The organism is Xanthomonas euvesicatoria (assembly GCF_013112235.1).
GTDB lineage: Bacteria > Pseudomonadota > Gammaproteobacteria > Xanthomonadales > Xanthomonadaceae > Xanthomonas > Xanthomonas euvesicatoria.
In genome coordinates this window covers 4,250,383-4,270,663 of the sequence record NZ_JABFFS010000001.1, presented here as the reverse complement: position 1 = coordinate 4,270,663, position 20,281 = coordinate 4,250,383, and the positions used below count along the sequence as shown (strand labels likewise).

Annotated in this window: 16 protein-coding genes; 9 read left to right on the top strand and 7 right to left on the bottom strand. The window is 65.8% G+C overall.

The features are described from left to right. The first annotated feature begins 89 nt into the window (after window positions 1-89). The 6 genes from HLH45_RS18340 to HLH45_RS18315 all read left to right on the top strand — a co-directional run bounded on the left by HLH45_RS18340 (window position 90) and on the right by HLH45_RS18315 (window position 9,405). On the top strand, window positions 90-1,559 hold the full coding sequence (locus HLH45_RS18340) for an efflux transporter outer membrane subunit (protein ID WP_033478752.1): 1,470 nt from the start codon (window positions 90-92) through the stop codon (window positions 1,557-1,559). 19 nt (window positions 1,560-1,578) lie between these two features. Then, window positions 1,579-2,415 (top strand): MipA/OmpV family protein, encoded by an 837-nt coding sequence (locus HLH45_RS18335; RefSeq protein ID WP_033478751.1) that lies wholly within the window; start codon window positions 1,579-1,581, stop codon window positions 2,413-2,415. Window positions 2,416-2,437: 22 nt separating this feature from the next. Further along, on the top strand, window positions 2,438-3,544 hold the full coding sequence (locus HLH45_RS18330) for an efflux RND transporter periplasmic adaptor subunit (protein ID WP_046931890.1): 1,107 nt from the start codon (window positions 2,438-2,440) through the stop codon (window positions 3,542-3,544). After that, the gene (locus HLH45_RS18325; RefSeq protein ID WP_008578183.1) at window positions 3,541-6,600 is read left to right on the top strand and encodes an efflux RND transporter permease subunit; all 3,060 of its coding nucleotides are present in this window, start codon (window positions 3,541-3,543) and stop codon (window positions 6,598-6,600) included. The genes HLH45_RS18330 and HLH45_RS18325 overlap by 4 nt, the downstream gene beginning before the upstream one ends. Window positions 6,601-6,804: 204 nt before the next feature. Continuing rightward, on the top strand, window positions 6,805-7,404 hold the full coding sequence (locus HLH45_RS18320; protein WP_008578182.1) for a plasmid pRiA4b ORF-3 family protein: 600 nt from the start codon (window positions 6,805-6,807) through the stop codon (window positions 7,402-7,404). Window positions 7,405-7,572: 168 nt separating this feature from the next. Then, entirely contained in the window at window positions 7,573-9,405 is a 1,833-nt protein-coding gene (locus HLH45_RS18315; RefSeq protein WP_031423433.1) for an ABC transporter ATP-binding protein, read from the top strand. 273 nt (window positions 9,406-9,678) lie between these two features. Here the strand turns inward: HLH45_RS18315 and HLH45_RS18310 are convergent, their stop codons facing one another. Further along, window positions 9,679-11,484 (bottom strand): DUF885 domain-containing protein, encoded by a 1,806-nt coding sequence (locus HLH45_RS18310; RefSeq protein ID WP_033478711.1) that lies wholly within the window; start codon window positions 11,482-11,484, stop codon window positions 9,679-9,681. A gap of 341 nt (window positions 11,485-11,825) precedes the next feature. Here HLH45_RS18310 and HLH45_RS18305 point away from each other — a divergent pair, with 341 nt between their 5' ends. Both HLH45_RS18305 and HLH45_RS18300 read left to right on the top strand, forming a co-directional pair. Next, window positions 11,826-12,224 carry a GFA family protein gene (locus tag HLH45_RS18305; protein WP_031423429.1) on the top strand — a complete coding sequence of 133 codons (399 nt, stop codon included), beginning with the start codon at window positions 11,826-11,828 and terminating at the stop codon, window positions 12,222-12,224. Continuing rightward, window positions 12,221-13,024, top strand: a complete 804-nt coding sequence (locus HLH45_RS18300) for a DUF4349 domain-containing protein (RefSeq protein WP_008573188.1) — start codon at window positions 12,221-12,223, stop codon at window positions 13,022-13,024. The genes HLH45_RS18305 and HLH45_RS18300 overlap by 4 nt, the downstream gene beginning before the upstream one ends. Window positions 13,025-13,220: 196 nt before the next feature. Here the strand turns inward: HLH45_RS18300 and HLH45_RS18295 are convergent, their stop codons facing one another. From HLH45_RS18295 to HLH45_RS18285, 3 genes are all read right to left on the bottom strand, one after another. After that, the gene (locus tag HLH45_RS18295) at window positions 13,221-13,514 is read right to left on the bottom strand and encodes a hypothetical protein (RefSeq protein WP_005912915.1); all 294 of its coding nucleotides are present in this window, start codon (window positions 13,512-13,514) and stop codon (window positions 13,221-13,223) included. A gap of 76 nt (window positions 13,515-13,590) precedes the next feature. Continuing rightward, window positions 13,591-13,854, bottom strand: a complete 264-nt coding sequence (locus HLH45_RS18290; protein ID WP_029819803.1) for a DUF2867 domain-containing protein — start codon at window positions 13,852-13,854, stop codon at window positions 13,591-13,593. A gap of 56 nt (window positions 13,855-13,910) precedes the next feature. Then, window positions 13,911-14,903 carry a LysR substrate-binding domain-containing protein gene (locus HLH45_RS18285; RefSeq protein WP_011348013.1) on the bottom strand — a complete coding sequence of 331 codons (993 nt, stop codon included), beginning with the start codon at window positions 14,901-14,903 and terminating at the stop codon, window positions 13,911-13,913. A gap of 170 nt (window positions 14,904-15,073) precedes the next feature. Here HLH45_RS18285 and HLH45_RS18280 point away from each other — a divergent pair, with 170 nt between their 5' ends. Beyond that, window positions 15,074-15,961 (top strand): DMT family transporter, encoded by an 888-nt coding sequence (locus HLH45_RS18280; protein ID WP_033478707.1) that lies wholly within the window; start codon window positions 15,074-15,076, stop codon window positions 15,959-15,961. Window positions 15,962-16,013: 52 nt separating this feature from the next. Here the strand turns inward: HLH45_RS18280 and HLH45_RS18275 are convergent, their stop codons facing one another. The 3 genes from HLH45_RS18275 to xopN all read right to left on the bottom strand — a co-directional run bounded on the left by HLH45_RS18275 (window position 16,014) and on the right by xopN (window position 19,943). Next, window positions 16,014-16,985: a peptidylprolyl isomerase gene (locus HLH45_RS18275; protein ID WP_008573185.1), complete on the bottom strand. Its 972-nt coding sequence runs from the start codon at window positions 16,983-16,985 to the stop codon at window positions 16,014-16,016. A gap of 70 nt (window positions 16,986-17,055) precedes the next feature. Further along, window positions 17,056-17,298 (bottom strand): DUF378 domain-containing protein, encoded by a 243-nt coding sequence (locus HLH45_RS18270; protein ID WP_031423421.1) that lies wholly within the window; start codon window positions 17,296-17,298, stop codon window positions 17,056-17,058. 443 nt (window positions 17,299-17,741) lie between these two features. After that, a complete protein-coding gene (gene xopN, locus HLH45_RS18265) occupies window positions 17,742-19,943 on the bottom strand; it encodes a type III secretion system effector XopN (protein ID WP_008573180.1) in 2,202 nt (733 codons plus the stop codon). Window positions 19,944-20,281 lie beyond the last annotated feature (338 nt).

The following is a 20,281-nucleotide window of genomic DNA, read 5'->3' as shown; positions in this document are numbered from 1 at the left end:
GTCTCGATCAAATCTGGATAATTCCCGAAAACAACCTGGACGCTGCGGGTCGAGGATGTCGGTCGAGATTGGCTCTGTGCTCCGACATCATGATTCCACAAATTATTCCGCATCGTTGGTCCTGCGTGTGCCTGGTTGCCGCCAGTGCGGTGCTGTCGGTTGGCTGCTCGCTGACGCCGGCCTACCAGCGCCCGGTGGTCGGCGTGCCGGCCACGTTCGGCAGCCCGCAGGCGGCATTGGCGCCGGCATCCGGCCAGCCCGACGCCGATGCGACCGCCGCCGTCGCTCTGAACGAGCAAGAGCGCGCGTTTCTGCAGGCCTTCGCGCCAGACCGCGACCTGCGGCCCCTGGTCGAACGTGCCTTGGCGCACAACGGCGATTTCCGCCGTGCGGCGTTGCAGGTAGAACAGGCGCGTGCACAGTACGGCATTGCGCGGGCGTCGCGCCTGCCGACGCTCGCCGTCGGCGCGCAGCAGCTGCGGCAACATTTCGACAACCCGACGCTGGATGCGCGGTACCAGCAGGATCTGGTGATTGCCAATGCGGGAATCGGCAATTTCGAAGTGGACTTTTTCGGCAAGCTGCAGGCGATGTCCGAGGCCGCACGCCAGCGCTACCTGGCCAGCGCCTATGGCCGCGACGCGGCGCGTGGCGCCCTGATTGCAGAGGTGCTGCGTGCCTACACCGCCGAGCGCACCACCGCGCAGGCGCTGCAGCAGCTGCAATCGCTGGATGCCGACAGCGCTGCGCTGCTTGCCATCGCCGAGCGGCAATATCAGGTAGGGCTGATTGCGCGCGACGAGCGCGATGCGCAGCAGCGACAGGCCGACCAAGCCCATGTGGCGGCCCTGCAGGGCAACGACAATCACGCTGCGGCGCTGCGTGCGCTGCAGTTGCTGGCCGGCTACGACAGCACTCCGGTACCCGGCGACCTGCAGGGTCTGATCGCCGCTGATACGCCTGCCAGTGCGTGGCGCGCCCTGGATTCGTCGCTGTTGCTGCAACGCCCGGACATCCAGCAGGCCGAGCTGGAATTGCGCGCGGCCAATGCCGACATCGGCGCGGCGCGCGCGGCGTTTTTTCCGTCCATCACCTTGAGCAGCAGCGTGGGCACGGCCAGCGACGGATTGAACGGCCTGTTTTCTGCAAGCCACGGCGTATGGAGCTTCATGCCGCAACTGAACCTGCCGTTGTTCGATGGCGGCCGCAATCGCGCCAACCTGGACCTGGCGCAAATACGCAAACGTGCCGATGTCGTCGCCTACGAGCAGGCGATCGAGTCTGCATTCCGCGAGGTCGCCAACGCGCTCGACGCGCACGCCACCTTGTCGCAGGCCGAGCCGCGCTCGCGCGAGCAGGTCGAACGCGAGCAACTGCGTCTTGCTCGAATGCATGAACGCGTGGATGCCGGTCTGGAAGACCGCAGCGCGCTGCTGGCCGAGCGGACCCGCATCGCTCAGACCGAACTCGATTACCTGGATACCGCACGCCAACGCGTGCTGAGCCGTATTGCGCTGTTTCAAGCCTTCTATGGCGTGCGCCTGCCCACCGCTTCCTGACTTCCGACGGAGACTTTCGATGAACCTATCGTCCTTCAATCGCCTGCGTGGCCACCATGCCGTTCGCGCCAGCGTGCTTGCCTGCATGAGCGCCATTCCGTGCATTGCGCACGCACAAACCGATCTGACCGGGAGTTCGCGCCTGCTGGGAGACCGTACTGAAATCACGGCCGGCGCGGCCGCGGTTGCCACGCCGGAGTATGCCGGTGCCGAGCGCGCGCGCGTGCAATTCAACCCGGTGCTGGTGGTGCAGCGCGGCGTGTTGTTCTTCGACACCTCCCGCGGCGGCGGCCTGCAATTCCAGAGCAAGTCCGGCTTCTACGTATCGCAATCGTTGTATTACGACCTGGGCCGGCTGCAAAGCGACAGCAACTGGCGGCCGGGCTCGCGCCTGCTGGCCGGCATGGGCGATGTGCCTGGCTCGGTGACCGCACGCACGCTGGTGATGCAGCAAGTGACGCCCTACATGAACGTCAATGCGGAGGCCGAATTCACGCTCAAGGATGCTGCGCGCCGCAACCGCTATCGCGCCGGGATGGAGTTCACCCTGCTGCATAGCGCTAACGACACGGTCACCCTGGACCTGGACGTGCATGGCGGCGACCGCCGCTTCAATCAGGCTTACTTCGGCGTCACCGATGCGCAAGCCGCGCGCACCCGCTTTGCCGCCTTCAATGCCGGGTCCGGTGCGTATGCCGCCGCGGTAGGTGGCAGTTGGACACACTCGTTGGGCGACCACTGGGCCACCACGTTGGGGGTCACCGGAACGCGCTACCTGGACAACGCCGAAGACAGCCCGCTGGTGGCACGCCGCAGCGTGGTCAGCGGCAACCTCGCACTGACCTACAGCCGCTGAGCGGCATACACCGGGGGATCCAATGATGACGATGTTCTATCGCGGCCTGGTGTGCGGCACGTTGCTGCTGGGACTGGCCGCATGCAGCGGGCCGGAGGCGCCGGCCACCGAGACGCCGCGCGCGGTGAAGCTGGAGCGCTTCGGCAACGGGGGCGATAACCCACTGCAGGTGCCGGCGCTGGTGCGCCAGGAACAACGCGCCGAGCTGGGGTTCGAAGGGGCAGGCCGTCTGTCTGCGGTGCTGGTGGATGTCGGCGACCGGGTGACCCGCGGGCAACTGCTGGCACGGCTGGACGATGAGCCGCTGCGCCTGCGCGAACAGCAGGCCGATGCCAACGTGCGCGCGGCACTGGCGCAATCGGGCGAACGGCAACTGCAATTGCGCCAGCAACAGGCAATGTTCGATGACGGCGCCAGTTCCAGCGCCACCTTGACTGCCGCGCGGGCGGCGGCAGATGCGGCCGCCGCGCAGCTGCAGGTGGCCAGGGCCGACCTGGCCATGGCGCGCCGCGGCGCGCGTCTGGGCGAGCTCCGCGCGCCCTTCGATGGCAGCGTGGTGGCGCGCCTGCAACAGCCGCAGGCCGATGTGGCGGCGGGGCAGGCGGTGCTGCAGGTGGAGGGGCAGGGCCATGTGCAACTGGTCGCCACGCTGCCGGCAATTGCCGGTGCCGGTCTGGTGCCGGGGCAAACCGTGCATGCCCGCGTGGTGGATGCGGGCGGCGCGCCGATCGAACTGCGTCTGCGCAGTCTTTCCAGCCGCCTGGACAATGCCACGACGGTGCAGGCGTTGCTGGAACCGCTCGCCGCCGCGCCTTCGCTGCGCAGCGGCGACAGCGTGATGCTGACGCTGCCGCCTGCTGCCGCGTCCACGCCGAGCGTGCCGTTGTCGGCGGTATTGCCCCGACTCAACCGGCAACAGGCCAGCGTGTTCGTTTACCAGCCGGCCACGCGGGCCGTGATCGAACGCGCGGTCGACCTGGGAACGATCGTCGGCGAGCGCGTCCAGATTCTGCGCGGGCTGCGAGCAGGCGAGCAGGTGGTGAGCGCCGGTGTGGGCTTCTTGGTGAACGGCCAGCCGGTGACGCCACTGCAGGCGCAGACGCAGCTGAGCGGAGGTCGCACGCCATGAAGCTGACCCAGATGGCGATGCGCTCGAGCCGGCTGACGTTGTTTGCCGCAGCGATGATCCTGATCGGCGGCATCGTGGCGTTTCTCGGTTTCCCATCGCAGGAAGAACCGTCGGTGACCGTACGCGACACGCTGGTGTCGGTGGCCTATCCCGGCATGCCCAGCGAGCAGGTGGAAAACCTGCTGGCGCGTCCGGTGGAGGAGCGCTTGCGCGAGCTGGCCGGCATCAAGCGCATCGTCACCACGGTGCATCCGGGCGGCGCGATCGTGCAGCTGACCGCCTATGACGATGTGCAGGATCTGCCGGCGCTGTGGCAGCGGGTGCGCGCCAAGGCCGCGGAGGCCGGCGCGCAATTGCCTGCGGGCACGCTTGGTCCCTTTGTCGACGACGACTTCGGGCGCGTGTCGGTGGCGTCGATCGCGGTGACCGCACCGGGCTTTTCGATGAGCGAAATGCGCGGCCCGTTGCGGCGCATGCGCGAGCAGCTGTACGCCTTGCCCGGCGTGGAGCAGGTGAAGTTGTATGGCCTGCAGGACGAATCGGTGTATGTGTCGTTTGATCGCGCACGGTTGCTGGCGAGCGGCTTGACGCCGTCCAGCGTGATGGCGCAGTTGCGCGCGCAGAATGTGGTGGGTTCCGGTGGGCAGGTCGCGGTGTCGGGGCTGGCGCTGACCGTGGCCACGTCCGGCGAAATCCGCACGCCCGAGCAGTTGCGCGCTGTTCTGCTGAGCGTGCCCGGCGCACCTGCGGGCGGTGCCCGCGAGGTGACCCTGGGCGAGCTGGCGCAGGTGCAGGTGATGCCGGCCGACCCGCCGCAAAGCGCGGCCGTTTACCAGGGCCAGCCGGCGGTGGTGGTCTCGGTCTCGATGCAGCCGGGCACCAATATCGCCGAGTTCGGCAAGGCGCTGCGCGCCAAGCTCGACGACACCGCGCACGAGCTGCCTGTCGGCTTCACCCAGCACGTGGTGAGCTTCCAGGCCGATGTGGTCGAGCGCGAGATGGGCAAGATGCATCACGTCATGGGCGAGACCATTGTCATCGTCATGGCGGTGGTGATGCTGTTTCTGGGCTGGCGTACCGGGTTGATCGTCGGCGCGATCGTGCCGTTGACCATCTTCGCCTCGCTGATCGTCATGCGTGTGCTGAACGTGGAGCTGCAGACGGTCTCCATTGCCGCCATCATTCTTGCGCTGGGCTTGTTGGTGGACAACGGCATCGTGATTGCCGAAGACATCGAGCGCCGCCTGGTGGCCGGCGAGGAACGCCGCCAGGCCTGCATCGATGCGGGCCGGACGTTGGCGACACCTTTGCTGACCTCGTCGTTGGTCATCGTGCTGGCGTTCTCGCCGTTCTTCTTCGGCCAGACCAGCACCAATGAATATCTGCGCTCGCTGGCCACCGTGCTTGGCGTGACGCTGCTGGGTTCGTGGTTGCTGAGCATCACGGTGACGCCGCTGCTGTGCATGTACTTCGCCAAGGTGCATGTCACCAAGACCAGCGATGCAGCCGAATCGCGGTTCTATCGCGGCTACCGCCGTGTGATCGAACGCGTGCTGCAGCACAAGGTGCTGTTCATCGGCGCGATGACGGCGATGCTGGCAGTGGCGGTCACCGTGCTGGTGTCCATTCCATACGACTTCCTGCCCAAGTCCGACCGCCTGCAGTTCCAGATGCCGGTGACCTTGCAGGCGGGCAGCGATGCACGCCAAACGCTGCGCACGGTGAGTGAACTCAGCCGCTGGTTGGGCGACCGCCGCGCCAACCCCGAGGTGGTGGACAGCATCGGGTATGTTGCCGATGGCGGGCCGCGCATCGTGCTGGGCCTGAACCCGCCGCTGCCGGCGGCCAACCAGGCCTACTTCACGGTCAGCGTGCGGCCGGGGACCGACATCGATGCGGTGATCGCACGGGTGCGCTCGCATGTGCGCAGCCACTTCCCCGCGCTGCGCGCCGAGCCCAAGCGTTTTTCGCTGGGCGCCACCGAAGCCGGGATGGCGGTGTATCGCGTGGTGGGTCCGGACGAGGCGATCCTGCGCAGCAGCGCTGCTGCGATTGCCAGGGCCTTGCGGGCGGTGCCGGGCACCGTGGACGTGCAGGACGACTGGCAGGCGCGCATTCCGCGCTATGTGGTGCAGGTGGACCAGCTCAAGGCCCGCCGCGCCGGTGTCAGCAGCGAGGACATTGCGCAGGCATTGCAGGGGCGCTACAGCGGCGTGGATGCCACGTTGATCCGCGACGATGGCACCGATGTGCCGGTTGTCGTGCGCGGCAGCACCGACGAGCGTGCCGCCAACGGCAACCCGGCCGATACGTTGGTGTACCCGCAGGCAGGCGGCGCACCGGTACCGTTGGCGGCGGTCGCCACGGTGCTGCGCGACAGCGAGCCGTCGGCGATCCAGCGGCGCAACCTCAGCCGTGCGATCACCGTGACCGCGCGCAACCCGCAACTGACCGCGACCGAGATCGTCGAGCGGCTGTCCGCGCCAATTGCCGCGCTCAAGCTGCCGCCCGGCTACCGCGTGGAGATTGGCGGCGAGCTGGAAGATTCGGCCGAAGCCAATCAGGCCCTGCTGCACTACATGCCGCATGCCTTGGGCGCGATCCTGCTGCTGTTCGTGTGGCAGTTCAACTCGTTCCGCAAGTTGTTCATCGTGCTGTCGGCGGTGCCGTTCGTGCTGATCGGTGCGGCACTGGCGCTGGTGATGACCGGCTATCCGTTCGGCTTCATGGCGACCTTCGGCCTGCTGGCGCTGGCCGGCATCATCGTCAACAACGCGGTGTTGCTGCTGGAGCGCATCGAAGCCGAACTTGCCGATGGCCTGCCGCGCCGCGAAGCGGTGGTGGCGGCCGCGGTCAAGCGGCTGCGCCCGATCGTCATGACCAAGCTCACCTGCATCGTCGGCCTGGTGCCGCTGATGCTGTTTGCAGGCCCGCTGTGGACGGGGATGGCGATCACCATGATCGGTGGGCTGGCGTTGGGCACGTTGGTGACGCTGGGCCTGATTCCGATCCTGTATGACCTGCTGTTCGGTTTGCGCCTGCGCCGCAGTGCTTGAGCGTGGCCGCCAAGCCGTGACGCGTGGCCGTCGGGCGGGCGTGGACGGGGCGCTCAGAGGCGGGATGGACAAGTGCTACATCCCGACCCGGGCACCGGCCGCGCCCGCCTGGCGGTTGCGCAGTGATTCAATCGCCGATCTGGACAGCGTCTGCATTCGCCTGCCTGGCACGCCATACTGGTAACAGGCAGGCACACGCATCGCATGATGACCAAGGCAAAAAAGAAATCCGCGCAGCAAGCGCTGCAGGCACCTGCGCCGGTGTATCAACTGCATGTGGCATTGATCGGCAGTGCGCCGCTGATCTGGCGGCGCCTGCTGGTGTCGGGCGCAGTACGCCTGGCCACCTTGCATCGCGTATTGCAGCCGGTGATGGGCTGGAATGGCGCCCATCCCTACGAATTCGACCTCGGCGGCGGGCGTTACGGCGAATCCGGGCTGGATGTGCCCGAGCGTCCCCGGCTCAAGCACGCCGGGCGTGTCACGCTGGAAAGCGCGGTGGGCGAACTGGAAGGCTTCGAGTATTTCTACGGTGCCGGCCCTGGCTGGCAGCATCGGCTGCAAGTGGAAGCGCTCTTGCCGGCCGATGCCGGCCTGCGCGTGGCGCGCTGTGTGGACGGTGCCAATGCCTGCCCGCCGAATAGCAGTGGCGGCATTGCCGATTACCAGGCGCTGTTGCACGTCATCGCCGACCCGGACCACCCGCAGCATGTGCAGGAATTGGCGAGCTTGGGTGGGCGCTTGGAACCTGGGCATTTCGATCTGGCAGAGGTCAATCGCCTGCTCGCGCGCGTGCGCGAGTGACAGCGGTGGCGCCTCATGGGCGAAGGCGCTGCAAACCTCGTCTCTTGTTCTCCTGGCGACGGCGTTGACGCAGTGCATGGGCTGATCGAGCCGCGTGCCGACCAGCGCCACTGCGGCTTGACGCCCGATCGGCTAGCCTGAGATCCCGGTGTTTCCGAAGTCTGCGCAATGTTCCGCTGGTTCGAGTCCCTGATCGATATCTTCCCGCCCATCGAGCGGGAGATGCCGCCACGCAGCGTGTGGCGCTTTTATCTGCATTATCTGCGGCCGTTGTGGCCGATCCTGCTGGCCACCTTGATCGCCGGGCTGCTGCTGGCGCTGGTGGAAGTGGCGATGTTCGACTTCCTCGGCCGCATCGTCGACATGCTTGCCGGCAAACCTGTGCCGGACTTCTTCCGGCAGCATGCGGGCGAACTGATCTGGATGGCGGTCATCACGCTGGTGGCAAGGCCGTTCTTCACCGGCCTGCACAATCTGCTAGTCAATCAGGCGATCGTGCCGGGTCTTAGCAACCGTTCGCGCTGGCTGATGCACAACTACGTGGTGCGCCAGAGCCTGGGCTTCTTCAACAACGATTTTGCCGGGCGCATCGCCAATCGGGTGATGCAGACCGGCACCTCGCTGCGCGAATCGGCCGTGCAGATGGTGGATGCGCTGTGGTACATCGTGGTCTACACCGGCAGTGCCCTGTGGCTGTTCGCGCAGGCAGACCCCTGGCTGATGGCGCCGCTGCTGCTCTGGCTGGTGGTGTACGTCGCGCTGATGGCGTTTTTCGTGCCGCGCATGAAGGCGCGCGCATGGGTTGCCTCCGATGCGCGCTCCAAGGCGACCGGCCGCATCGTCGATGGCTATACCAATATTTCCACGCTCAAGTTGTTCGCCCATGCCGGCCGCGAACAGGCGTATGTGCGCGATGCCATCGACGAACTGGCGGTGAAACACCGCCGGCAGACCCGGGTGACCACCGCCATGGACACCGCCATCGCAGTGGCCAACGGCTTTTTGATCGTGGGGACCTGCGCGCTGGCGCTGTGGTTGTGGAGCCGCGGCCAGATCAGCGTGGGCGCGATCACCCTGGCCACCGGTCTGGTGATCCGTATCCACAACATGTCCGGCTGGATCATGTGGACGGTCAACGGCATCTTCGAGGACATCGGCACCGTGCAGGACGGCATGCAGACCATCTCGCAACCGGTGCAGGTGCAGGATGCAGCCGATGCGGTGCCGCTGCAGGTAACGCAGGGGCAGGTGCAGTTCGAGCACATCCATTTCCATTACGGCAAGCGCGGTGGGGTGATCGCCGGGCTGGATCTGCAGGTGCGTGCCGGCGAGAAGATCGGCCTGGTCGGGCCGTCCGGTGCCGGCAAATCCACCCTGGTCAACGTGTTGCTGCGGCTGTACGACCTGGAGCAGGGCCGCATCCTGATCGACGGACAGGACATCGCAACCGTGACGCAGGAAAGCCTGCGCGGGCAGATCGGCCTGGTCACCCAGGACACCTCGCTGTTGCATCGCTCGATCCGCGATAACCTGCTGTATGGGCGGCCGCAGGCCAGCGAGGCGCAGATTCTCGATGCCGTGCGCAAGGCACGCGCCGACAGTTTCATCGACACGCTGATCGATGGCGAAGGCCGCCGCGGTTTCGATGCGCATGTGGGCGAGCGCGGGGTCAAGCTCTCCGGCGGTCAGCGCCAGCGCATCGCGATCGCGCGGGTGCTGCTGAAGGACGCGCCGATCCTGATCCTGGACGAAGCGACCTCGGCGCTGGATTCGGAAGTGGAGGCCGCCATCCAGGACAGCCTGGACGCGCTGATGGGCAACAAGACGGTGATCGCCATCGCTCACCGCCTTTCGACCATCGCGCGCATGGACCGGCTGGTGGTGATGGATGCCGGCAAGATCGTCGAGACAGGCACGCATGCGCAATTGATTGCGCATGGCGGCTTGTATGCACGGCTTTGGGCGCGGCAGACCGGAGGGTTTGTTGCTGCGGATGCGTGACGGAAAGCTACGTGTAAGGACACGGGACTGGGGTAACGCGGGTTGGAAACTGGCCAATAGACATTGGCAACGACCTAAGCCCCTCTCCCGGCGGGAGAGGGGTTGGGGTGAGGGTCCGGGGCGAAGCCACTTGCTAGTTTTGGATGACACAAGGCTTCATGGTCGATTGAATTCGCACCAAGAAAATGCGTCCTCTATGAGGCACGCGAGGCTTCGCCCGTACCCTCATCCGCCCCTGCGGGGCACCTTCTCCCGCGGGGAGAAGGGAAATGCTCACTCGATCGGTTGATCCAGCATCAGCTCGCGGGCGAAGCGTACCGGCGGTGCACCGTAGGACAGCATCTTGTCGTGATAGGCCTTCAGGTTGAAGGTCTCGCCGAGCTTGTCCTGTACCGCCTTGCGGGTGTCCAGATGTTCCTGCACGCCGACGAAGTAGGTCGGGAGCTGCGCGGAGGAGAGCTGCGCACGCACCCACTTGCCCGAGGCTTCGCTTTCCTGCTGGAAGGTGTCGTGGGTCATCAGGTGCATCGCCTTGTCGCGATCCCATCCGTCCACATGCACACCCTGGTCGAGAATGGCATTGGCAATGGTGCGCAGGTAGAACTTGAGCTGCACCAGGTGGAACAGCGGGTCGTTATCCAGGTAACCCTGCTCCTGCATCATGCGCTCGGTGTACACCGCCCAGCCTTCGGCGAACATGCCCGAGCGCAGCACCGCGCGTAGCGTGGAGGGGAACTTGGCCGAATGCCAGCCTTCCAGGTAGTGACCCGGCGTGCCCTCATGGATGCTGAGCAGCTGGATCATGCGGGTGTTGTATTCGCGCAGGAACGAATCGACCTGCTTGTCGTTCCAGTCGTCGGGAATCGGCGACACCGCGTAGAACGTCTTGAGATTCTTGTCGAGCGGGCCGGGCGAATCGCAATACGCGACCGCCACGCCACGCTGGAACTCCGGCATCAGGATGATGTCCACCGGCGAATCGGGCAGCGTCATCAAGTCCTTCTGGCGCACGAATTCGGTGGATTGGGCCAGCGCTGCCTTGGCCGCGTCCACCACCTTGTCGCGCGCCGGCTTGTCGGCATACGCCAGTTCCAGCGCCGCTTCGATCGCCGCCTGCTGCTGGTCTTCGGTGGGCGATTCGGGCAATTGGGGAGCGCCGGGCTTGTCCTTGAGTACCGTGCGCGCAATCCCGTACATGTCGCTGCGCACGCGCTTGAGCTCGGATTCGGCGCGCTGCTTGATGTCGGCACGCGACAGCGACGACAGCAGCGCGAATTTCAGCTTCTGATCGTATTTTTCCGCACCGATGCGGAAGTCGCCCTTGGCATTGGGGACCAGCACGGTGTCCAGCCAGGTCTGCTGCTCGGCCACTGCCTTGCGCAGGTTGTCGATGGCCGCCTGCGCACGCGCCGCCTCGATCGGGCCAAGCTGGCTGATGTTGGGCGCGATGAAGCTGTCGACGATGCTCAGGATGCCCTTGTTCTGCTTGGCCACCGTTTCGGCATGGATCTTCGGCACGCGCGCCGGGTCCAGGTTCTCGCGTGCCTGTGCAAAGATGCTCGGGATCTTTTCCATGCGCTGGGTGGCCGCGGTCAGGCGCTCGGGCAGCGGCGCGAATTCGCGCGCCATCAGGCTGTACAGCGCGCTGCCGGCCAGCCCGTTGTAGACCTGCGGGTCCCAGGCCCAGCTTTGCAGCACCTCGGTATTCCAGATCTCCGATTGCAGCTGATTGCGCAGGATGGCCGCATCCACCTGGTTCTCGCGCGAAAGCTTGGCCACCTCGATTGCATCCAGGGTGGCCAGCAGCTTCTTGCCCGCATCCACGCTGCGCTGACGGCCGCCGGCGCTCAGGTCGTCGATTTGCGCATCGAAGCGATGGTCGCCGGTCTGGGTGGCGGTCACCGGCGACAGCTGCATCCAGGTGTCCAGGGCCTGTTTGGATAATGCGGCAAAGCGCGCATCCGGGGTCTGTGCCTGGTTGGCGGCAGGCGCGGCTGCATCGGCGCGCGGTGATTCGGGCTGTTGCTGGCAGGCGCTGAGGCCGGTGAGCAGGGCGAGGACAAGCAGGCGTTGACGCATCGTGGGTCCTGGTGGAATCAAACCGCCAGCATAGGCATCTGCGCCCACGTGCGCATCCGCCATTGGTGTAGGGCAGCCAATAAATCGACGGCGCTCACCGCCAGGCGGGCGCGGCCGAGGCTTGGACCAGCGTGTGCCGCCTGACCCTGCGGATCGTGCGCGCCCTCCATGTGCCCTGACAGATGCGCACCACGTGTGGGTGAGCGCCCCGATCCTGCCGGCCGTGCAGCGGCGCAATCGCCCGGGGGCACACGACGGCTGCACGTTACGGGCGCGATCGCTCGTACACTCCGGTTCCCGGGCGCCGCCTCGCTACCCAGGCGGCGCGTACACGCAACATCATGCTTGCCACCCGCACGGTGGCCTGTTCCAAGGAGGATCACATGCACTATGCCGGTAGCTGTCATTGCGGACGCATCGCGTTCGATCTGCAGACCGAAGCGCCCATCACCGAGGTCTACGACTGCAACTGTTCGCTGTGTCGCCGCCGCGGCGGTTTGCTCTGGTTCGGCGCGCGCACGCAGCTGCAGCTTCAGGCCGCGCCGGAAGCTGTGGGCAGCTACCGCTTCAATCAGCAGCACATCGATCACCACTATTGCACGCAGTGCGGGATCGCGCCCTTCAGTGAGGGCCTCAACCCCAAGACCGGCGAAATGGGCGTCGCGGTCAATGTGCGTTGCCTGCCGGCAGTGGATCTTGCCGGGCTGCAGGTGCATGCAATCGACGGAGCCAGCCGATGAGCCGTGCCATGCAGCGGTATGCCACGGCCATGCTGCTGGGATGGGCGCTGTGCGGGTGTGCGAAGCATCACGCGGAGATGGCGGCCGACGGCGGGGCTGCGGCGCCGGCACCGCCTGCCGCGCAGGGCAATGCCCTGGCCTACGAGCACGATGTGCGCATCGAGCTGCCTGCCGACCAGATCGGCCAGCGCATCGCCGCGATACGCACTGCCTGCCAGGACGCGCAGTTCGGCGACTGCGCCTTGCTGGCGGTCGAGCAGGAAGGCGGGCGCGATCCCAGTGGGCGCGTCAGCGTACGGCTGGCACCGGAAGGGATCGAACCCATGGTGCAGTTGGCCGGCCAGCATGGCGATGTCGCCGCGCGTAGCACGCGGGCCGAAGATCTGGCCCAGCAGATCGCCGACACCGGCCTGGCACAGGCGCGGCTGCAAAAAGAGCATGCGCGCCTGCTGGAATTGCAGCAGCGCCGCGATCTGGCGGTGACCGATCTGCTGGCTTTGTCCAAGCGGCTGGCCGAGATCGAAGCCGAGGCGCAGCAGACCCAACAGCAGGCCGCGCAGCAGCAGCGCCGGGTGCGCACGCAATTGCTGACGCTCAATTTCCGCAGTACCGGTGGCGAGCAGGGCAGGGGCGAGATCGCACAAGCCGCTGCCGAGTTCGGCGAGGTATTTTCCAGCAGCGTGGCGTTCGTCATCCGCGCAGTGGCAGCGCTACTGCCGGTGGCTGCGGTTGCACTGATCGCCGGCTGGTTGTTGTTGCAGGCGTGGCGCTGGCGCGTACGTCGGCGCCGGATGTCCTGATGCACCGCAGCTGCGCGGGACTGCCGTGCAGCTGCGGGGTCATCCGACCGATCAGTGCATGCGGCGTGCGCTGCCAGCGCTCGATCGCACGCGGCTTGAGCGCGCAGCGGCATGCCCAAGCGCCGCAGGACGCGTCATGGCGTCGCGTGCGATCCAGCAACGCAGCACTGTCGCCACAGGTAGAGCTGAGCCCGGCTCAACCTTCGTCCACTTCGTATTCCACAAACACGTCCAGCTGCAGTGCCAGCTCTTGCACCGCGTCGCGGACCTTCTGCGCGGTGGCCTCGTTGCCGGCTTCCACTTCGAACTCGTGGCTGCCTGGACCTTCGTCGTCCGACAGGCCTGCCGAGCTGGAATCTTCGTCGTCCAGGTGCGGCATCAGATCGTCCACTTCTTCCACGTGCTCGATGCCGTCGATGCTTTGCAGCAGGTTGGCAATGGCACGCGCGTCGTCGTCGGTGCCGGTGATGCGCATGCGGAGGGTAGGCATGGGAGTGTCCTGTGGATTGGGGACATCAAGCCTAGGCATCGCCAGGACAAAACGAGGTGATGGCGCGCTGCTCACATCACGCGGGCCGTGCCGGCCATGCCTGGCTGGTAACGGGGTCGGACTGCATCACGCGGCCTACTGCGGCGCGCAGCATCGTGGGCATGACGTAGTGGTGATGCGCATGATGGATACAGGCCATGTAGACACGGCCAAACCCGTTGCGGCAGCTCACCCGGGTGGCCATGGTCAGCTCGATCTCGTGCGTGCCGACCCGGCGCAATGCCACCGACGAGCGGAAGCGCAGATGTTTGTCGTCGGCGTTGTTGCGTTGTGCCAGCATCGGGAAGCGCCCTGGATAGCCCAAATTTTTCGACAAATGCCAGCCTGCCGCTTGGTTCATTCCGCCGCCGATGCGCTACGCAAACGCCGCCTTGCACGCGGCTCCTGTACGCCTTCGCTCAGCGGCAACGCCACCAATTCGGCGGGCAGTGCCGGCATCGGGGTGCGTTCGTCCTGTGCTTCGCGCTTGAGCCAGTCGATGAACAATGCCGCGGCCGGGCTAAGTTCGCGGTGGCTGGGGTGCACGATGTAGTACGCGTAACGCGCCTTCAGCGTGGGGCCGGGCAGGCGTACCAGTTCGTAACGCTGCAGGTAGGGCTGGGCGATGTGCTTGCGCGCCAGCACCGCGCCCAGGCCATACACGGCGGCGCGCATCGCGTCGGTGCTGTCGTTGAAGGTGTGCATCGGCGGCACGGTGGTACCGCGGACCTGGGCTGCGCGGAACCAGTCGCGCCACCCCTGCGGCGACATGTCGGTCAGTAGCGGTAATTGCGCGATCTGCGCCGGCGTGCGCAGGGCAGCCACTTCCGGCAACGACGGTGAGGCCACCGGGAACAGTTCGTCGTCCATCAGGTGATGCGAGGTCAGTCCGGGCCAGGCGCCTTGGCCATAACGAATACCCAGGTCCGGGCCGCCTTCTTCGAAACGCGAAAAGGCCGTATCCGATTGCAGGTCCATACGGATATGCGGATAGGCGCGGCAAAAGCGCGGCAGCCGCGGCAACAACCAGCAATACGACAGCGACCGCAACGTGGTAACGCGCAGTGGAATGGCGTCTTCGCGCGGATGCAGGTTGCCGGCTACCGCCGCGATCTCGGCCAGCGCAGCGGTGGCCGCATCGGCCAGCTGGCGGCCTTCGGCGGTGAGTTTGACGCCACGCGGTAGCCGCTGGAACAAGGTCGCACCCAGCAGCGCTTCGAGCTTGCGCACATGGTGGCTGACCGCGCTGGCGGTGAGGTGCAGTTCTTCGGCGGCGTGGGCGAAATTCTGGTGGCGGGCGGCAGCGGCGAACACGCCCAGCGCAGGTAACAAGGTAGGGCGCAGATTCATCGAGGCATGAGTGAGATTTGTGGCTCGCCCCGATACTACGCGCTTGTCGCGCCCCTGGTGGCAGCCGATGCTGCATCATCCCTTCGCGACGATCGTGCCATGTCTCTTAGTCTGCCTGCTGCCGTCTTCTGCCGTTTCATCCCCGCATGGCACGGTTCGGGAGCACGGCCATGAGCGCCCAATCGTCGGTGCAGCCCGAGCTTGCGGTACGTCAATGGCGTACGCCGCTTGAGCTTGGTTTTCTGGGCGTGGTGTGGGGCTGCTCGTTTTTGTTCATGCGCGTGGCCGCGCCCAAGTTCGGCACCGTGGTGCTGGTGGAAATTCGCCTGGCGCTGGGTGCGTTGGTGCTGCTGCCATTCCTGTGGCTGGCACGCGAACGTTTCCCGTTGCATCGCTGGCCGATGCTGGCGGCAATCGGTGTGCTCAACTCGGCGTTGCCGTTCCTGCTGTTCGCCTGGGGCGCGCAACATGCACCGGCGGCAGTCGGGGCGATCTGCAATGCGATGACGGTGCTGTTTACCGCGCTGATCGCCTTCCTGTTTTTCGGCGAACGGATCGGCACGCGTCGCGCGCTGGCCTTGCTGGTGGGGTTTATCGGCGTGCTGGTGCTGGCCACCGGCAAATCTGCCGGCTTGAGCGTCGGGCCGGCAGCGCTGGCTGGTGCGACTGCCTCGCTGCTGTACGGCATCGGCTACAACCTGGTGAAGCGCCATATGGGCGATTTGCCGCCTGCTGCGTCGGCGGCGTCCACCCTGGGTTGCAGCGCGCTCTTGCTGGCGCCCTTGGCCTGGTGGAAATGGCCGACCACGCCGGTGCCGGCGCTGGCGTGGGCCTGCGCCACCGCGTTGGGTGTGGTGTGCACCGGGCTGGCGTTCTTGATGTACTACCGCCTGATCCAGCGCATCGGCCCGGCGCGTGCGTCCACGGTGACCTATCTGGTGCCGGTGTTCGGCGCGCTGCTGGCATGGTCGCTGCTGGGCGAACCGCTCACCTGTACCATGCTGGTGGCCGCGGTGCTGATCCTCGGTAGCGTCGCCTTCAGCCAGCGCGCCCGCTGACGGGGCGCGACTCGCTCTTGCGATTCCCGATTCTCGATTCTCGATTCCCGATTCAACCAGCCGGCGGCACACGCACCGGCAACGGCACATTGCACAGGTCGATGTGCCCGGCAGGGCGCTTGTAGAAATCGTCCTTGCGGTTGCGGCGTGCCTCGACCACATCGCGGAAGGTCTGGCTGTCGGTACGCAGCAATTGCAGTGGCGTGCGCTCTGGCGCAGGCACTTCGCTGGCCAGCCGGATCGCGCGGATCGGTGCGCGTTGCGCGGGGTCTTCGTAAAAGCCCATCGGATCGGGGCCGCGTGGCGTCACGCTGAGCAATTCCATGCCCTTGACCACACGCCCGACCACGGTGATGTTGCGATCCAACTGGCGCGGCGATTGCCCGGTGACCACGTACAGTTCGGCGCCGATGCTGCTGTCTTCGTCGTTGTTGCGCCCGGCGCCCAGGGTGCCGTAGCAGTGCGCCAGCCAGGTCTTGCCGGTGGCCGTGTCGCGGCCGACCGGGAAGCCGTCGACAAAGCCCACCTGCGGCGCCCAGCCATCGCTGTCGGGCAGGCGCTGGAAATCCAGGCCCTGCGATGCGCGTTCGAATTCGGCCGGCAGATGCGTCTTGGCCGAGCCAAGCGATTTGGCCTTGGCCGGCGTCTCGCCATCGGGGTCGCCGAACTGCACCACGAAATTGTCCTGCGAGCGATAGATGCTCAGCCCGTCCCAGAAGCGCTCATGCGCCAGCGTGCGAATGTTGGCGACGTGCTCCGGCGCAAATTGCGGCGCCAACTCGATGATGACCCGTCCGGCATCCAGCTCCAGGTACAGCGTGCGGTCCGGATCGAGCACGCGCCACGCGCTGGCCGGCGAGCTGTCGAGAATCTGTTGCGGGCTACGGTAAGCCGCGTTGGCGGCTACGGGTAACAGCAGGGCGAGCAGGCAGGCAGAAGCAACAGTGCGCAGGAGCATGAAGGCAGCCAGCAGGGAGGTGTCTGCGATTCTTGCCGACCACGCGCCCAGACGCAAAGCATGCATCGCATGGCATGACGCCGACGCAGTGCGCCGGCGTCATGCGCAGATGCGAAGACCTGCCGCGGGCAGGAGGTTACGGATTGTTGCGCACGTGCGGGCTGGTGTGATGCTCGGCAGTGCCATGGTTGTTGCGGAACAGCGGTACCAGCTGCCACAGCGCCGAGAGCCCCACCAGCGTGTAAATCACACGCGACAGCAGCGCGTCCTGTCCGCCGAACAGTGCGGCAACCAGATCGAACTGGAACAGGCCGACCAGCCCCCAGTTCAATCCACCGACGATGAGAAGCACCAGGGTGATGACGTTGATCGCTTTCATGAAAGCATTCCATGTGGGTTGGGAGACCCCAGACTCCGCATGCCCCAGCGAGCAGGCCGTGAGCGTCGCCCGCTGGCGGCCCGCCTTGCACACATGTCGCTCACATCCGCCAGCCATGCGGGTGGTGTCTGCGCGCTTGGGCAGCAGTCGCCAGCCGCGCGATGGCCGGTGACCAATGCCTTGGCAGACAGGCGGCGACCCGACATGGATAGGAGCGATATCGCTTCGTTCACCGCCGAGGCGAACGATGCAGCGGCGTGCATCTTCGGCCTGATGCCGCCGCTGGTCCGGCACTGAGTCCGCTTCGGCATCCGCCTGCCGGCGCGGCTGCCGAGGAAGCAGCACACCCCGCGTCAATCGACGTCGGTAACGGACAAGGCAGCGTCCGGTGCGGCGGCCATGTTGCAGGGAAGCGACGCCCTGCAACATGCCGGATCATCACCTCACACCAGGTGCTTGGAGTGTTTGCCGGCCATGCGGGCGAACTCGTGCAGTTCCGTCCCCAAGTTCCGAGCGCTCTTGGACCGCGTTATCTCGTTATTGGTCTGTTCCAGCCTCGATCGGTTCGGGCTACTCGGGGCCGAAACATGTTCCCGGCGCGGTGGTGCCGCCCTGGATGTCGATGGCAAATCCTGTGGCTGGCTGGAAGAGGTGCTTGCCTCCTGCACAGACAACGCTCTTGCCGTTGCCAGCAGCGCTTCAACATCATTGCCCTCCAACAAGGTGTTGATGGCCTTGCTGGCCTTGGTCCCACGTCGCTGGGAGAGCGTTTCATGCATGGCGCCCAGGATTCCGCGGCCTACCTGCTTCCCCAGCCCGATGTCGGTGCTTCCCTCGCGACGGTTGTTCTTGATGGTGATGGCGGTGTGCTGGTTCAGGGCGCCAACGGCGGCCATGCCCCCGGAGATCGCCGAGACCGCCAGGCTTTGCGGGAGCGGAACATTGCGGGTCCCGCCCTGGGAGGCCGAAACGAGTTTGCTGATTACCGACGATGCGGCGCTGCCCAGGAAGATCAGATGGAACATCTGGCCGATGCGCTGTGCGGTTTGCGCGGTGAACTCGAGATAGTTGTACTTCTTGGCGATATCGTTGAACAGCTGCTGCGACAGCACGGACTTCTCGGCGCCGATAAGCAGCTTGGATGCGGTGCCGTTCGGGTCGATTTCGTCGAGCCTGCCTTCGCGCAATGCCTCAAGGTCGTTGCGCACCAAGCGCAGTTCCTGCATCGCCTTGCTGGCGTCGCCGGCCTCGATGTCGCGGTCGTCCGCCGTGATTGCGCCTGGCTGCGTACCCTCTGCTGTCACTGCATCCGCCAGCAGCTTCTCCAACTCGGCGACCCCGGCGGTGACGCGCTTGACCAGCGCTTGGGTGGGCGACTGGATCAGGCTGCGTAGCTTGTCGGCCTTGATGTCCTCTGCGCTGACCGCCGCGCCGCTGGCCAGCTTCTGCTTGCCTGCGTCGGTCAGTACATCGGCGTACAAGAGGTTGAGCTTGTTGTTGGCTTCCTGCTTGGCTTGCTCGTCGAAGCCGGCGGCCACATGTTGCGCAGCCGTCATCAACATCGCGCCAACCGTCTGCGCCGTCGGCGACAGCGCACGCATCGCGCCTGTCTTGCTGAGCAGCCCCAGCGTGCTGGCCACCGGCGAACGCAAGATGCGTGGAACGGCCTGCCAGCGGTTGCCCTGCCACTGGCGATCGTGTGCGCCCTGGGTCATGACGAAATCATGCTGGGCCTGGTGCAGCTCCTTCTCTGCTGCCAGCAAGACGTCGGCTGCCGCCGCGCGTTCCTTACTTGAGGAATTCGGATCACTCTGAATCTCGCGAAACACGTCGCAGGCTTTGGCGAACGTTTCGATCTTTTCCTTGAGGGCGTGTGCCAGTTCGGGGAGCCAGTGCTTGTCGTTGATCTGCTTCTTGTCCGGCACGATGACGTGTGCGCCGTGTTCGCGAATCGACTCGCACAGGCTGACAACCGCCGATTGTTGGCCGGCATTCACAGGTGCGGCGACCAGCATGGTGGCCAGACCGAACCCTGCGCCGGCCCACGGTTGGCGTGTCGCATAGTTGATCCACGGCGAGACGATGTACTGCATGGCATTGGTGAGGAAGCTGCCGCTCGGGTTGGGCATGCCGGAAAGCAGTGCGGTGCGCCGCAGCGTGGCTACGTCGTTTTCGTTCAGCCCCTGCGCCTTGTACCAATCGATCACATCGTGTTCGCTGATGCGGCTGACCAGGTCCGCATGCGTGGCCGCGCGTGCCTGCGCACCCGTGGTGCCGGGCGATTTCATCGGCCTGAGCCTGCTGATCAGATCGGCCGCCAAGTCCGGTGCGATTGCGCGTGCATCGTCCGAAGCCAACTGCTGACGAAGCCGTGCCAGCGTCGCCTTCGTTGCATTCGATGAGGTTGCCGGTTGCGGGACGAGGGCCTGGGCGTCTTGCTCGGGCCTGGCTAGGAGCGCCCCCAGCGTGTTTGCGCCACTGCGCCTGACGGGCGCACGCCCAAGTGGGCTGAGTGCGGGGTCCGGCGCGGATTGGTGTGTGACGGCCGCAGAGGTGGAGGCAGTGGCGAGCTCTGTTTCCTGGATCTCAGGCAAGTGCGACCCCGCACTGCGGCTGGCCGAATCGACGGATGCGGATGACTTCATCGGGACATCTCCTGACGTGTATACGGCAGATAGATTGCGTGCGTACCGGACGATTGGTGCGCATCGCATGGGATTGCATCGCAGATGCCGTGGAACCTCCCTCCCGTAGCGAAGTTCCTGGTGCAATCCTGAGCCTGCCGGTATTGGTGGAGGCGAAGTGGTGAATGCACTGCGCGAAAATTGAACTACCAGACGCGTATGCCCGCTGTCTGTCCAGCAGATTTTCTATCGCCGTACGCGAACCAAATCAGGTTCCGAAGCGGCGCCTGGTATGCAATGGATGTGGAGCGTGACAGAGGGCAGTCTTTTCAAATGCACTGGCACTCTGCAGTCGGCCG